Below are 14016 nucleotides of genomic sequence, written 5' to 3'. Positions count from 1 at the left end.
ATTAATTTTCATCATAAGCTGCATCAACTGGTTTAGATTGAGGAGATCCTTTTTCTCTCAACCAAATTGACAATATAACGATGGATGCAACGGCAAGAAACTCACTCTGCCAATTCTGAAAAGATTCAAACCAGAACTGAGAATTCAGAAAATATTCATTCCATTTCAGAGTCTGCAAATGTTTTTCGACTTGCTCTTCATTATAGCTATTAAAGCTTCCGATGAAATGAAATATAAAGCTTAATAAAAATAAAATCCCGAATGCAATCGAAAGCGAATGCTGGTAAACAGCGAGAATAATTCCGCCTTTTTTCACAGGCCAAGGTGCATTTTTGTGAGCAACCGGTTTTTTGTCAACTTCTTCTTTTTCAGTAAGTGACTTAGATTCGGCGGAACCTCTTTGCCTCAATGATACAGTAAACAGAACATACATTCCCATCTGAAGAAATTCGCTTTCCCAGTTTTCGAAAGTTGCCTGCATAAAATGAGGGCTTGAGAAATATTCCGGTAAGCTTAATTGTGGTAAGTGGGCTTCAGCTAATTCGTCATTTTTCACATGCCAGCCAGTTATGAATTGAAAACTCAGGAATAATAAAAATAAACTTGTCACGGTAATGCTGAGACCGTTTCTGTAGAAGAAATTATTTTTGTTTGTTACCATTATCTATGCTGGTTTTCTTTTTGTTGGTTTCAGCGAATTTTTCATAATAGACATGAAGTTTATCCAGCTCCTCTTCTGTTAGGTCTTCGATGTCAATGATTTTATTGTTTGCATTTTCCTGAGCGGCGAGTAATTCGTTCAGCTTTATCTGGATTGCTTTAGAATCCTTATTCTGCGCTTTTTGAATCAGAAATACCATCAGGAAGGTAATGATTGTTGTGCCAGTATTGATAACCATTTGCCAGTCTTCGGAATATTTAAAAATTGGTCCGCAAATTCCCCAGATAATAATCAGTAAACTTGCGCCGATAAATGCACTGGCACTTCCGGTGAAGCAAACGCCCCAGTCGGCAAATCTATCAAAGAGATTTTTTTTATTTTCCATGATAAAAGTGTTTAAAAAAAACAAATTCCGGCTGTCTAACCGGAATTTGTTTTTGTTGATCTTAAAGTGCTTTGGAATTAAGATTTGTGTCTGCAATACCGGTGAGTAATTCGTCACATTTCTTCTCTTCTTCGAGCGTGGCCAAAAGGTTTTCGAGACATTTGTCTTCTTTCAGAACTTTTGCCCAGGCTGCCAAAGTACCGTAAGTGGTAATTTCGTAATGTTCAACTTTTTGAGAAGCAGCGATGATGCCTGCATCTCTCACAGTTCCCGGCTCTGTTTCTTCCACGATACTGTCTCCTTCGTCCAGAATGCCCTGCATTGCATCACATTTTTTTGCCTGAGCTTTTTTGCCCAATGCTGCAAAGCAATCTTCTAATCTTGTCACATGATTTTTTGTCTGTTCAAGGTGGTCGCTGATAGCAGTTTTCAGTTTTTCATCTGTTGCATTTTTATGCATTTTCGGAAGCGCTTTTACAAGTGCTTTTTCTGCCCAATAGATGTCTTTCAGACTATCTTCAAAAAGATCTTTCAGTTCTTTTGCCGCATCTTTTTTTGCCGGTGTTTTTTTTGTTGCTGCAGTTGCTGTAGTTTTAGCAGCAGTTTTACCTTTCGTTGCAGTCTTGGCTGCAGGTTGTGTTTTTGTCGTCATAATAATTATTTTTTGTTTGGTTGAGAATGCTCTTCCAACTTATGTGCCAAGATTATATTTTTTAAATATTTGAATTTTAACATTTTAATGAATTTCTGTGGCTTGCTTTTTGACTGGCTTCAACAAATAACTAAATAAAAATATTATGAAAAAGGACGAACTGTCGGACGACAAATTGGAGCAGCTGAAAGATCACACAACGGATAATTCCGGCGAGGCACTTACAACCAATCAAGGTCTGAAAATTAACAACAACCAGGACTCTTTGAAGTCGGGAGAAAGAGGTCCGAGTCTGCTGGAGGATTTTATTCTACGTGAAAAAATCACTCATTTTGATCACGAAAGAATCCCTGAAAGAATTGTGCACGCAAGAGGATCTGGTGCTCACGGGACTTTCAAAATCAATAAAAGCCTCGCAAAATATACCAAAGCCAATTTCTTAGCAGAAGAAGGTAAAGAAACGCCAGTTTTTGTGCGTTTTTCTACCGTTGCAGGAAGTGCGGGAAGTACAGACCTTGCAAGAGATGTAAGAGGTTTTGCAATTAAATTTTATACAGATGAAGGAAATTACGACCTTGTGGGGAATAATATTCCTGTGTTTTTTATTCAGGACGCTATTAAGTTCCCTGATCTGATTCATGCGGTGAAACCTGAGCCGGATAATCAAATTCCGCAGGCTGCATCTGCTCACGATACTTTTTGGGATTTCATTTCGTTGATGCCGGAAAGTATGCATATGATTATGTGGGCCATGAGCGACAGAGCAATCCCGAGAAGTTACCGGATGATGGAAGGATTTGGTGTTCACACTTTTAAATTTATTAATGATGAAGGTAAAGTACATTTTGTTAAATTTCACTTCAAACCGAAATTAGGCGTTCATTCCGTTGCCTGGGATGAGGCGACTAAAATATCAGGTAAAGATTCTGATTTCCATAGAAGAGATCTGTGGGAAGCGATTGAAAATGGTGCTTTCCCGGAATGGGATTTCGGTGTGCAGATCATTCCTGAAGAAGATGAACACAAATTTGATTTCGATTTGCTGGATCCAACTAAATTGGTTCCGGAAGAAGAAGTTCCTGTGGAATTGGTAGGAACTTTGACTCTTAATAGAAATCCGGATAATTTCTTTGCAGAAACCGAGCAGATCGCATTTCATCCAGGGCATCTCGTTCCAGGAATAGATTTTAGCAATGATCCGTTATTACAAGGAAGATTATTTTCATATACAGATACGCAGTTATCACGATTAGGATCACCGAACTTCCACGAAATCCCTATTAACAGATCAATCAACACAGTTCATAATAACCAGAGAGATGGTCATATGCGCCAGCAGATTGTAAAAGGAAAAGTTAGCTATGAACCCAATACAATGGGCGGAGGCTGTCCTTTCCAGGCTATGATGAAAGATGGCGGTTTTACTTCACAAGAAGAAAGAATTGATGGGAAAAAGATCCGCGCAAGAAGCCAAAGTTTTGTGGATCACTATTCTCAGGCAAAATTATTTTACAACAGCCAGTCTGCGCCGGAACAGAAACACCTTCAGAATGCATTGATTTTTGAATTGTCGAAAGTAACAATTCCTGCAATCCGTGAAAGAGTTGTTGGACAATTGGCTTTCATTAATAAAGATCTTGCAGCATTAGTCGCTAAAAAAGTTGGTGTGGATGTTACAAAACTGAAACAGCCAAACGGAAGTATTCCTGCAGACGCTGATCCAAAAACGCTTCAGAGTCCGGAGAGAGAACCTGCTACAAAAAGTTCAGATGCTCTGAGTATGAAAAATACAGTCAAAGACACCATAGAAAGCCGGGTAATAGGTTTTATTATGGAAGACGGCGTGAATGCTGCTGATGTTAATGCATTAAAAAACAAATTAGAAAAAAGAGGTGCCGTTGTACAGATTATTGCGGGAAGTCTTGCTCCTGTAACAGCAGATGACGGTTCGAGCTTTACACCTAAACATTCTCTTACAAGCACTGCAAGTGTCTGCTTTGATGCATTATATCTTGCAAGTGGTAAAAAATCTTCTGACAATTTGCTTAACTCAGAAAACAAGCCGGGAACAATCCTTTTTGTGAATGAAGCCTATAAACATTGTAAGGCGATCTATTTTGGTAGAGAAACAGATGAGATTCTAAAAGCGAGCAATGTTGGAAGTAAAAAACACGAGGATCCTGCAATAGTCACTTCAGAAAATAAAAATTCTGATGATTCATTCATCAAGGCTGTAGCAAGCCACCGTGTTTGGGAATTGGAAATGGAGAGAAATAATCCGGCATAACAGATCAAAATCATACAAGATCAGATTATTTGAAGCATATTATTTCTTGGAAATAACGTTGCTTTATAAAATAAGACCGTGATTCTAACGGTCTTATTTTATATTAATTAAAAAAATACAATTAACATAAGTTTACCAAAATAGTGTGAACCAATTAATTATCTTACCTTTGTTTTATTATTTATAATTTTGAAGTTGCTGATATTAAGCTATTAATTCAGCCGCCATTTACTTCATACTATTTTTTTGCTGTCAATAATGGCTAACAGCGCTTTATCTCAAATTATATGAATGCACTAGCATTAGATTTACCTACAGATTCTTATACAGAATTTCTTAACCGTTTCAAAACTTCAATTTCAACTCTTTTTCAAAAAGAAAATATAGATCAGCTAAGCCTTTCCCGAGGTTTGCCGCCCAATGTTTGGAAAGAGATATTTAATTTGAAACCACTCTCTGTGGCTATTCCGAAAGAATATGGTGGTAGAGGCGTGAAAGTTAAAGAATGTCTTGGACTTTTATCTGCTGCTTCTTACGAATCTTTGCCCTTGTCTTTAACATTTGGGATCAACATTGCTCTTTTTTTAGAGCCTTTGTCCAAATATGGAAATGAATTAATTAAAGGAGATATTTTCAAGCATTTTCTGGATTATGGCGCAATGGGTGGTCTTATGATTACTGAGCCTGACTATGGAAGTGATGCGCTTAATATGAGAACTCAAAACGAATTGTTAGGGGATTCCTACCACGTAAAAGGTACAAAGCACTGGCAAGGTCTTACAGGATTAGCTAATTACTGGCTGATTACTTCAAGAAATATTAATGCTGATGGAAATCTTGGAAGAGACGTAGATTTCTTCATCGCAGACACGCATAAACCTGAACAAAATATAGAAGTTCTTGAGTATTATGACAATGCAGGATTATATATGATCCCGTATGGTCTTAATAAAGTTGATATCAAAGTTCCTCAGGAAAATAAATTGATTCCGGAATCTACAGGTCTCAAACTGATGCTGGATGTTCTTCATAGAAGCAGATTCCAGTTTCCAGGGATGGGAATGGGATTTCTGAAAAGAATGATGGACGAGGCTACAACGCATTGCAAAGAAAGAATCGTCGGAAATTCTAACCTTTTTTCTTTGGATCAGGTTCAGTTTCAGTTGGCTAAGATGCAGTCATTCTTTACACTTTGTTCAGCCATGTGTGCTAAGAGTTGCAAAGTAAGTGGAATAGATCACGACGTTTCTGGAAGCGGTGTTCACGCCAACAGTATGAAAGCTTTAGTAACCGATATGATGCAGGAATCTGCTCAGATGCTGGTTCAGCTATCGGGTGGAAAAGGATATAGATTGAGTCATATCGGCGGAAGAGGAATTATGGACAGCCGTCCGTTTCAGATCTTTGAAGGTTCTAACGAGATGCTCTATACACAGATATCGGAAGGTATTCTGAAAGATATGAAAAAGAAAAAAACAGAGAATGTTGCCGATTATCTTTCAATTAATGAGATCACAAAAAATGCAGCGAAACTATATTCCAAAGAATTAGATTTTGTTATAAATAGTCCAATTTCTCAGAGAAGAATGATCGATCTTGGAAAAATAATTGCCCGTGTAGTAACAGTTAATGATTTATTAGATCTTAATAATGAAGGCTTTAGCCAGCAATTAACCGATAATTCTATAGAAATAGTAAGACAGGAGATTGTCATGCTTCTAGCATCACTTCATCATCACAAAGATATTGCACCTTTGTGTGATATCGGCGAAAAAAGTGATTGGATGACTTTTGCATAATCAATAAATTCAGAATTTAAAATATAAGAACCTCAATGCTATTGCTTTGAGGTATTTTTTTGCTTAATAAATATTCAATGATATTTAAAAATAATATTAATTTGAAAATCAATTAATTAAAATGGTGATTGTTTCATATTAATGTTGTATATTTGTATTATAATTTACAAAAAGAGGTGTCTGCCTTGCTTTTTCTGTCACAGTTTAGAATTCCAATTTTTCTCTCCCAGTTTTCGCTTACAGTACCAAATTTTAAATTTTAATTATCAGATTAAAATATTTTGCTGACCTCTATTATTAAATTATTAGGATAGCTCTCGTGGAAAAAGAGTTATTTATTACACCAAAACAAATATTAATATAATACTAAAATAATTTATGGCAGATTCTTTCTCCAAAAAAGAAAATTTCAAGAAAAAAATCGCAAAACAGAAAGAAAAAAATCTTCGTCGTGAAGAGCGCAAAACCAACAATGACAAAGGAAAGGAAATAGAATTTATGTATGTAGATTCGTACGGAAGATTGACTTCTACACCTCCTGAAGACAGATTGGAAGTTAATCTGGATGATATCCAGTTAGGAGCCGCTCCTATAGAAGCAGAAGAAACTGTAAAAACAGGAATCGTAACTTTCTTCAGTGAAAAAGGTTACGGATTTATAACAGAGGATAATAACAAAGAAAATGTTTTCTTCCATAGCAACAATTGTGTGCATCTGGTGAAAAAAGGAAACAAAGTGTCTTTCGAAAAAGAAAGATCACCAAAAGGTTACTCTGCAATCAACATTCAACTTATCAAATAGATAATTTATAACAACAATTTTTTAATACCATTACAATGCAAGAAGGCACAGTAAAATTTTTCAACGAAACAAAAGGTTTCGGATTCATTTCTCCATCAGCTGGAGGAGACGACATCTTTGTACACTCATCAGGTTTAGTTAGCAGAAACATTCGTGAGAATGACAAAGTAACTTTTGAAGTACAAAAAGGACAAAAAGGATTAAACGCAGTTAATGTAAAACTTGCGTAAGCATAAAAAGTTTTTTCCATTGAAAATGATAAGCTCCAAATTAATTTGGAGCTTATTTTTTTATAATGATAATGTGGCAGAAGATTTGTTTAGTGTAAATTATCATTTCATCATCCCCGAAAAATCAACCACAAAATATATCAAGCTATGGAATTTCCAAAAGTATTATTAGACAAAATCAGTCATTATCTGATTGATCGCAGCGAGACCATTTCTATTGCAGAAAGTGTTACCTCCGGGTTTTTGCAATTGGCTTTTTCTGAAATGCCGGATGCTGAAAAATTTTTCAACGGGGGAATGACTGCTTATACTGCAAACGAAAAAATTAAACATCTTGACATACACCCGGAAGAAGCAGAAGCTGAAAATTGTGTCTCAAAAAACATCACAGAAACCATGGTACTGAATGCTGCCAAAATCTTTGATACAGATTGGGCAATAGCAACAACAGGCTATGCAACACCTGTTCCTGAATCCGGAGGTGAGATTTTTGCCCATTTTGCAATTTCTTATCAAGGCGATATTATCCTTTCGGACCGGATAGATCTTCATCCTTTGACAAATCCTCTGGCAGCCAAACATTATTTTATGGAATTCATACTTGGATGCCTGCGATGCGAAGTGAAAAGAAATTTTCCGGCATTGGCAATGAAAGGTTGATTAAATTAACCATAAAACCTAAATCAGACAATTGATTATTAGCATTGTGCAAATATTAATTGTCTGATTTTTATTAATCTGAAATATAACCTAATTATGAATAACAAATCTGAAATTCATAATTACTAAATCGAATAAAATGGATGAAAATTTACTAGGAATAATTGCAGGGATCTTAACATCAATCGCTATGATGCCTCAGCTTATCAAAGTTCTGAGAGAAAGAAATGCAGAAGATATTTCTGTAGTGATGTTGTTGGTCTTGATTTCCGGACTTTCTCTCTGGGTTTGGTACGGAATTCTGAAAGATGAATTGCCGATTATTTTATCAAACGGTTTTTCAGTTTTGGTTAATTTGACCTTGCTAACCTGCTGTTTAATTTTCAAAAAGAAAGATTAAATCTCATAAATTTCAGAATCTGTAAAAACAAAATACGTTCCTTTTTTAGGGATGTTTTTTATGTCCAGACCTGTAAATTCACTAAAAGCAGGTAACAATAATTGTTTTGAAGTCAATGCAAAACAAGGCAACTTAATTCGTTTTACAGGAGAATTAATAACAAATCCCGGATGGATGTGTCCCGTAATTTGAAATTTAGGATTTGAACGATCAAAATCGTGAACGAATGAAATTTTACCAACTTCTAAAGAATTTGATCTTGAATCCAGGCATAATTTCTTTTCCAGAGTTTTCGAAATTTTGTCGTGATTGCCTTCGATTAAGCAGAATTTGATGTCAGGATATTGCTTTTGCCAAGTACAGAATTCATCAACATCGGAGTTATTTCCGGCGTGAAGCAGATCTCCAACGATAATAAATTTTTCCGGCTGAAAATATTCAATCAAAACTGAAAGTCGCTCCAAATCATTTTTCATAATATGATTCGCCAAAGCAATTCCGTTTTTACGAAAATGTGCTGTCTTTCCGATATGTAAATCTGAGAAAATCAATGCTTTTTCCTTTTCCCAAAATAATGCACGCTGATTTGTTAAAGTGAAAACCTCATTCTGAATCGATATGTTTTTTGTAGATATGTTCATAATTAAATTGAAAAGACGATTGTTGGAATTTAATCATCCTTAATATTTCTCCCGGATTGCTTAATCAGTTTCTGAATCCTCACATCCAGATTTTCACTTGTCAAAGTCTGTCTCAAACTGTCAACCTTAATAGGAAAACTCAAAGGTGTAAAAGTATTGGCAAATTTCAAAATAATTTTAGATTTTTCAATCCGTTTAAAAGCTTCAACTAATCTCTGTTCCTGAAGCTGCATATTGAAAACTTCGGTGTAAGCCTGTCTCACTAGAAAATGGTTTGGGTCATAATCTTCCAGAACTTTAAAAATCAATCCTGCAGAGCTTTGCAATGCTTTATTCGAACGTTGCTGTCCGGGAAAATTCTGAATCACCATTCCGGAAATCACCGCAATATCCCGAAATTTCCGTCTTGCCATCTCCGCCGAATTAATACTCGAAATCACATCAACCATCAGATTATCCCGAGTCAGAATTTTATCTAAATTTTCTTCTTTTAAAGGAATTTCTTTGTCACTGAACAACTCAAAACCATAATCATTCATCGCCATCGAAAACGAAATCGGAGCTAGTTTTGAAATCCGGTAAGCAATCAACGCGGCCATTACTTCGTGTACCAGACGGCCTTCAAAAGGATACATAAACAAATGGTAACCTTCCCGGTTTTTAATCAATTCAACCAAAAATTCATCTTCTCTTGGGATGTGCGAACGTTCTTCCTGATTGGCTAAAAGCGGATGCAGAAATTTCAACTCTTTTTCAGAAGCTTTAGGATTCAACGCTCCGGATAATTTTTCTCTTAAAAAGTGTCCTAGGTTTGAACTTAAAGGCAATCTTCCACCAAGATAACTCGGAGCCATTGCTTTTCCTTTGGAAGCCCGGACAAAAACCGTCATATCTTTAATCATCGCTACTTCCAAAACCCGACCGGCCAGGATAAATTTCTCTTCTTTTTTAAGTCTTGAAATAAAATATTCCTCAACCATCCCAATATAACCGCCGGAAATAAATTTCACTTTCAGCATTGCATCGCTCACAATTGCTCCCATATTCATCCGGTGAAGCATTGCGATTTTTCGTGAAGTGACTTTGTGCAGACCGTCTTCCATCACGACAACTTTGTGATATTCTTCGTAGCTTTTCAACGCACTTCCGCCAATCGTGAGAAAATCTACCATCGCTTTCCATTCCTCATCCCGGATTTCCTGAAAAGTATAAACTTTTTTGATTCTTTCATAAAGTTCATCAGGATAAAACCCATCGCCAACTGCCAAAGTCATCAGGAACTGAACCAAAACATCGAAACACAAAACAACAGGTTCACGAGGCTCGATAACCTTTTGTTTCACAGCTTCTTTTAATGCCGAAACTTCAATTAATTCTAATGAATGCGTCGGAACACAAAAGATTTTCGACGTTTCGAAAGGGGAGTGGCCGCTTCGTCCTGCACGTTGTAAAAATCTTGCAACGCCTTTTGCAGAACCAATTTGAATCACAGTATCAACGGGTTTAAAGTCAATTCCTAAATCCAAAGATGAGGTGGAAACAACGGCTTTCAATTTTCCTGAACTTAAATTTTCTTCAATCCAGATTCTCAAATGGGCATCAATCGAACTGTGATGAATGGCGATTTGTCCGGCAAAATCAGGATATGCATTGAGTAAAAGCTGATACCACATTTCACTCTGACTTCTTGTATTAGTAAAAACAATGGTCGATTTAGATTCCAGAATAATCGGAACCACTTTATCCGCCAATTTTTGTCCAAGATGTCCTGCCCAGGGCAAAAGTTCAACTTCATCCGGAAAGACAGAAATAATGTCAATTTTCTTATGTTCTTTGGCGGTAATTTTTGTTTTTTTAATGTCATAAGGAATCAAAACTTCCTCCGCTTCATCCAGGTTTCCGATGGTTGCCGTAATTCCCCAGATTTTTAGTTTCGGAACATAATGAAAGAGTTGCGAGATTCCCAATTCTACCATTACGCCACGTTTTGAACCTAGCAATTCGTGCCATTCATCAACTGCAACACAATGCATATTGGCGAAAAATCGCTGATGATTTTTTTGTGCTAAGAGTAAGTGCAGACTTTCAGGTGTAACAACAAGAATTTCAGGCATATTTTTCACTTGTTGTTGTCTTACTTTTGGATCTGTATCACCATTTCTTACGCCGACTTCCCAATCCAGACCAATCTCGTCAATCGATTCCTGCATTGCTTTGGCGATATCTTTTGAAAGCGAACGAAGTGGCGTGATCCAGATCATTTTCAGCCCTGTTTTGTACTTATCAGGAAAAGTCAGAAAATCTGAAATTAAAGCTAAAAATACCGAAAAAGTTTTTCCAAAACCCGTTGGAGCCACAACCATTCCGCTGTAACCACTGCCAAACTTCTTCCATGTATCAACCTGAAATCTGAATGGCGAATTGCCTTTTTCCGTCATCCAGTTTTGAATGATTCTGAAGCCTTCGGTATTTTCGTAGTTGCTCAAATTATATTTTTTGCTTACTTCTTAAAAGTCTTCGACTCCGCTCAGACTGCCATCACTAAAAACATTTAGTATTAACATTTTTATGTTGACCGGAGTCGAAGCATTACTGTATTAGTTTTTTAATCTCTTCAATATCATCAATATCATTCACGGTTTTATCTTTCCGCCATCTTAAGATTCTTGGGAAACGCAATGCAACACCACTTTTATGTCGGTTGCTGAAACCAATTCCTTCAAACGCAATTTCAAAAACCAATTCAGCTTTCACGGTACGAACGGGACCGAATTTTTCAATCGCATTTTTGTTCACAAACTTACTGACTTCCATTATTTCTTTATCGGTCAATCCGGAATAGGCTTTGGCAATCGTAACCAGTTTATCGCCACTTTTCACGGCAAAACTGTAATCGGTGTAATAAGCGCTTCGTCGTCCGCTTCCTTTTTGAGCATAAATCAAGACCGCATCGATCGTCAGCGGACTGATTTTCCATTTCCACCAATCACCTTTTTTTCGACCAGAGTGATAATGCGAATTTTTCTGTTTCAGCATCAAACCTTCACTGTTAATATCCCTTGAATTTTCTCTGATTAAATCCAATTTGCTCCAATCTTCGAAATCAATGGCTTGGGAAATCTTGATGTTTTTTGATTCTTCATTTAATAATAATTCCTCCAGCATTGCTCTTCTGGCAGAGATGGGTTTTTCCCGTAAATCAGTTCCTTCGAGTTCCAAAATATCGTATGCAAAAACTTCTATCGGAATTTCTGTAAGCATTTTCTTGGTTAATGTTTTTCGGTTGAGTCTTTTCTGTAATTCGTTAAAATTTAAAACATTATCATCTTTTACTGCTAATATTTCACCATCGATAACGAAATTACCTTTCATATTTTGAACGGTTTCGGAAATTTCGGGAAACTGTTCCGTGACCAATTCTTCACCACGCGACCAGATGAAAACTTCATCATTTCTGCGGATAATTTGTCCACGGATTCCATCCCATTTATATTCAATGAGCCATTCATCGGGTTTTCCCAAATCTTCCAACTCTTTTTCCAAAGGATAAGCGAGGCAAAAAGGGTAGGGTTTTGAGTTATCCGGATTGATATTTTCGGCTGAAATCAATTCTTTGAACGAAACTTCATCAGGTTGCCATTTTCCCATCAAACTGTGCATTAATGTGCTGGCTTCCTGTCCGGAAAATTTGGTCAAAGAATTAATCAAAGTCTTTCCGGAAACCCCAATTCTGAAACTTCCGCCCAATAATTTATTGAAAATCAGGCGTTCCGTATAATCCAAACCATTCCACGAATTGAGAACAAATTCTTTTTTTTCGGCATCGGTTTTTGTTTTTAAACCAATAATTTCCGTCATCCATTCAGACAAAGTTTTTTCAATTTTTTCGGTCGGCGGAGGAAGAATTAATGATAATGTTTCGCCCAAATCACCAACGGACGAATAACTTTCCTGAAACAACCAAAACGGCAATTGCGTAATTTCCAACGCCCATTCTTTCATGTAATTCGTATTGACATTTCGCTTGGGTCTTTTTCCCGTAAACAGGGCGATAAACCACAATTTATCATCATCCGGCGCACGCTCAAGATAGTCGATGATAGCATCGATTTTAGCATTTGTCTTGTTGGTGCTCTCAAGGGCGTTAATAAGTTCTGCGAAATTTTTCATTGCTTTATTTTCATTTATTTGGGCAGCTTAATCCGCCTTCCGTTCCCAAACCTAACGGAGTGGTTCGAAGAAGTCAATCTTTTTTTGCAAGACGTTTTTGTCTCTAATTGAAGTTTCATTTGATGCAAAAAAAGGATTTCCACTCAAGTCGGGCTGCGAGCAAATTGATGTTTATAACTAACTGTTAAGTGTCGCTCCTACGGAGCTTTCAACCTTCAAGGTTTCAAAAATCTTAATCGTTTATTCAAAATTGATTTACTCCTCTTTCTTATCTGCTACAACTTCCTTTTCAACTATTTCTTCATCATCGTCTCCATACAAAGTTTCCACAACATCAGATTTAATTCCTAGTTCATTCAGATATTTGGAAAAAACTTCGGTTTGTCCGTGCGTTACGTGAACGATTTCTGCCTCGGTTGCTTTTATAGCTTGCAATAAACCTTTCCAATCAGCGTGGTCGCTCATCGGAAAACCGGCGTCAGCACTTCGCCATCTTCTGGCACCGCGAACCTGCATCCAGCCGGAACAAATCGCTGTTGCGGCGTCAGGGATTTTTTTAATTACATTGCTATCCAGCAAAGCCGGTGGAACAATGACAATACCACCTGCAACGTGTTTGATACTTTCCCTGAAATCGGGAACTTCATAGTCTGGAAGTACAATTCCGACTTCTTCAAAGGCTTTATTCAATTTCCCAATAGAGTAGTGAACGTGGATTTTCCCCATTCCTTCTACAGCTTTCATAATCCGCTGGGCTTTACCTAAAGAATAGCCGATGAAAACAGAGGTTTTCTGATTTTCCTGATTTCTTAAAACCCAATTTTGAAGTCTTTTATTCAAATCCGGAACTTCCAGCCAATTGTAAATGGGAAGTCCGAACGTACTTTCAGTGACGAATTCATTGCATTTTACCAGTTCAAAAGGTGTACTCAAACCATCATCCTGAACTTTATAATCTCCTGAAACCACGCTCACATAACCTTTGTATTCCAAGCGAATCTGAGCAGAACCAATAATGTGGCCAGCGGGATGTAGAGAAAGTTTCACACCATTAATGTCCAAAACTTCGCCATATTGTAAGGTCTGACATTCGATGTCAGGAGAAATTCTTTGGTGTAAAATCGGTTTTGTGAAATGATGGCAAAGGTATTTTTTCATTCCCCATCGCGCATGATCTGCGTGTCCGTGCGTGATGACAGCAAAATCAACAGGTCGCCAAGGGTCAATATAGAATTTTCCCTGTGGACAATATATACCTTTGTTTGTGAATGTGATGAGTTTCAAAGAATTGATTTTTTTTAATGATTCAAAAAGCTGACCAATTGTTTTT

At 37.0% G+C, this 14016-nt stretch carries 13 protein-coding genes; 6 read left to right on the top strand and 7 right to left on the bottom strand.

Annotated features, from left to right (window positions below; all coding sequences use genetic code 11):
• Nucleotide 1: 1 nt before the first annotated feature.
• The 3 genes from ACFJGY_RS12555 to ACFJGY_RS12545 form a co-directional block, all read right to left on the bottom strand.
• Complete coding sequence (locus tag ACFJGY_RS12555; RefSeq protein WP_379964412.1) at nt 2-661, bottom strand: DUF6766 family protein; 660 nt, start codon at nt 659-661, stop codon at nt 2-4.
• Nucleotides 642-1046, bottom strand: coding sequence for a low affinity iron permease family protein (locus ACFJGY_RS12550; protein ID WP_379964410.1), 405 nt, complete (start codon nt 1044-1046; stop codon nt 642-644). The genes ACFJGY_RS12555 and ACFJGY_RS12550 overlap by 20 nt, the downstream gene beginning before the upstream one ends.
• A gap of 61 nt (nt 1047-1107) precedes the next feature.
• On the bottom strand, nt 1108-1698 hold the full coding sequence (locus ACFJGY_RS12545) for a ferritin-like domain-containing protein (RefSeq protein ID WP_379964408.1): 591 nt from the start codon (nt 1696-1698) through the stop codon (nt 1108-1110).
• Nucleotides 1699-1843: 145 nt separating this feature from the next.
• Here ACFJGY_RS12545 and ACFJGY_RS12540 point away from each other — a divergent pair, with 145 nt between their 5' ends.
• The 6 genes from ACFJGY_RS12540 (at nt 1844) to ACFJGY_RS12515 (ending at nt 7875) form a co-directional block, all read left to right on the top strand.
• The gene (locus ACFJGY_RS12540; RefSeq protein ID WP_379964406.1) at nt 1844-3985 is read left to right on the top strand and encodes a catalase; all 2142 of its coding nucleotides are present in this window, start codon (nt 1844-1846) and stop codon (nt 3983-3985) included.
• A gap of 287 nt (nt 3986-4272) precedes the next feature.
• The gene (locus ACFJGY_RS12535) at nt 4273-5784 is read left to right on the top strand and encodes an acyl-CoA dehydrogenase family protein (protein WP_379964404.1); all 1512 of its coding nucleotides are present in this window, start codon (nt 4273-4275) and stop codon (nt 5782-5784) included.
• A gap of 378 nt (nt 5785-6162) precedes the next feature.
• On the top strand, nt 6163-6585 hold the full coding sequence (locus ACFJGY_RS12530) for a cold-shock protein (RefSeq protein ID WP_379964402.1): 423 nt from the start codon (nt 6163-6165) through the stop codon (nt 6583-6585).
• Between the two features lie 35 nt (nt 6586-6620).
• Nucleotides 6621-6815: a cold-shock protein gene (locus ACFJGY_RS12525; protein WP_028123823.1), complete on the top strand. Its 195-nt coding sequence runs from the start codon at nt 6621-6623 to the stop codon at nt 6813-6815.
• Between the two features lie 147 nt (nt 6816-6962).
• The gene (locus ACFJGY_RS12520; protein ID WP_379964400.1) at nt 6963-7475 is read left to right on the top strand and encodes a CinA family protein; all 513 of its coding nucleotides are present in this window, start codon (nt 6963-6965) and stop codon (nt 7473-7475) included.
• A 139-nt stretch (nt 7476-7614) separates the two neighbouring features.
• Nucleotides 7615-7875, top strand: coding sequence for a SemiSWEET transporter (locus ACFJGY_RS12515; RefSeq protein WP_379964398.1), 261 nt, complete (start codon nt 7615-7617; stop codon nt 7873-7875).
• Here the strand turns inward: ACFJGY_RS12515 and pdeM are convergent.
• The 4 genes from pdeM to ACFJGY_RS12495 form a co-directional block, all read right to left on the bottom strand.
• Nucleotides 7872-8516 (bottom strand): ligase-associated DNA damage response endonuclease PdeM, encoded by a 645-nt coding sequence (gene pdeM / locus ACFJGY_RS12510; RefSeq protein WP_379964396.1) that lies wholly within the window; start codon nt 8514-8516, stop codon nt 7872-7874. The two genes, ACFJGY_RS12515 and pdeM, sit on opposite strands and share 4 nt — an antisense overlap.
• 29 nt (nt 8517-8545) lie before the next feature.
• A complete protein-coding gene (locus ACFJGY_RS12505; RefSeq protein ID WP_379964394.1) occupies nt 8546-11002 on the bottom strand; it encodes a ligase-associated DNA damage response DEXH box helicase in 2457 nt (818 codons plus the stop codon).
• A gap of 103 nt (nt 11003-11105) precedes the next feature.
• Nucleotides 11106-12686, bottom strand: coding sequence for an ATP-dependent DNA ligase (locus ACFJGY_RS12500; RefSeq protein ID WP_379964392.1), 1581 nt, complete (start codon nt 12684-12686; stop codon nt 11106-11108).
• A 255-nt stretch (nt 12687-12941) separates the two neighbouring features.
• Nucleotides 12942-13970 (bottom strand): ligase-associated DNA damage response exonuclease, encoded by a 1029-nt coding sequence (locus tag ACFJGY_RS12495; RefSeq protein ID WP_379964390.1) that lies wholly within the window; start codon nt 13968-13970, stop codon nt 12942-12944.
• Nucleotides 13971-14016: the final 46 nt, after the last annotated feature.

The organism is Epilithonimonas sp. UC225_85, from assembly GCF_042695135.1.
Classification (GTDB): domain Bacteria; phylum Bacteroidota; class Bacteroidia; order Flavobacteriales; family Weeksellaceae; genus Epilithonimonas.
Note: the sequence above shows the minus strand (reverse complement) of the source record. Positions and strands in the feature narration are given on the sequence as shown.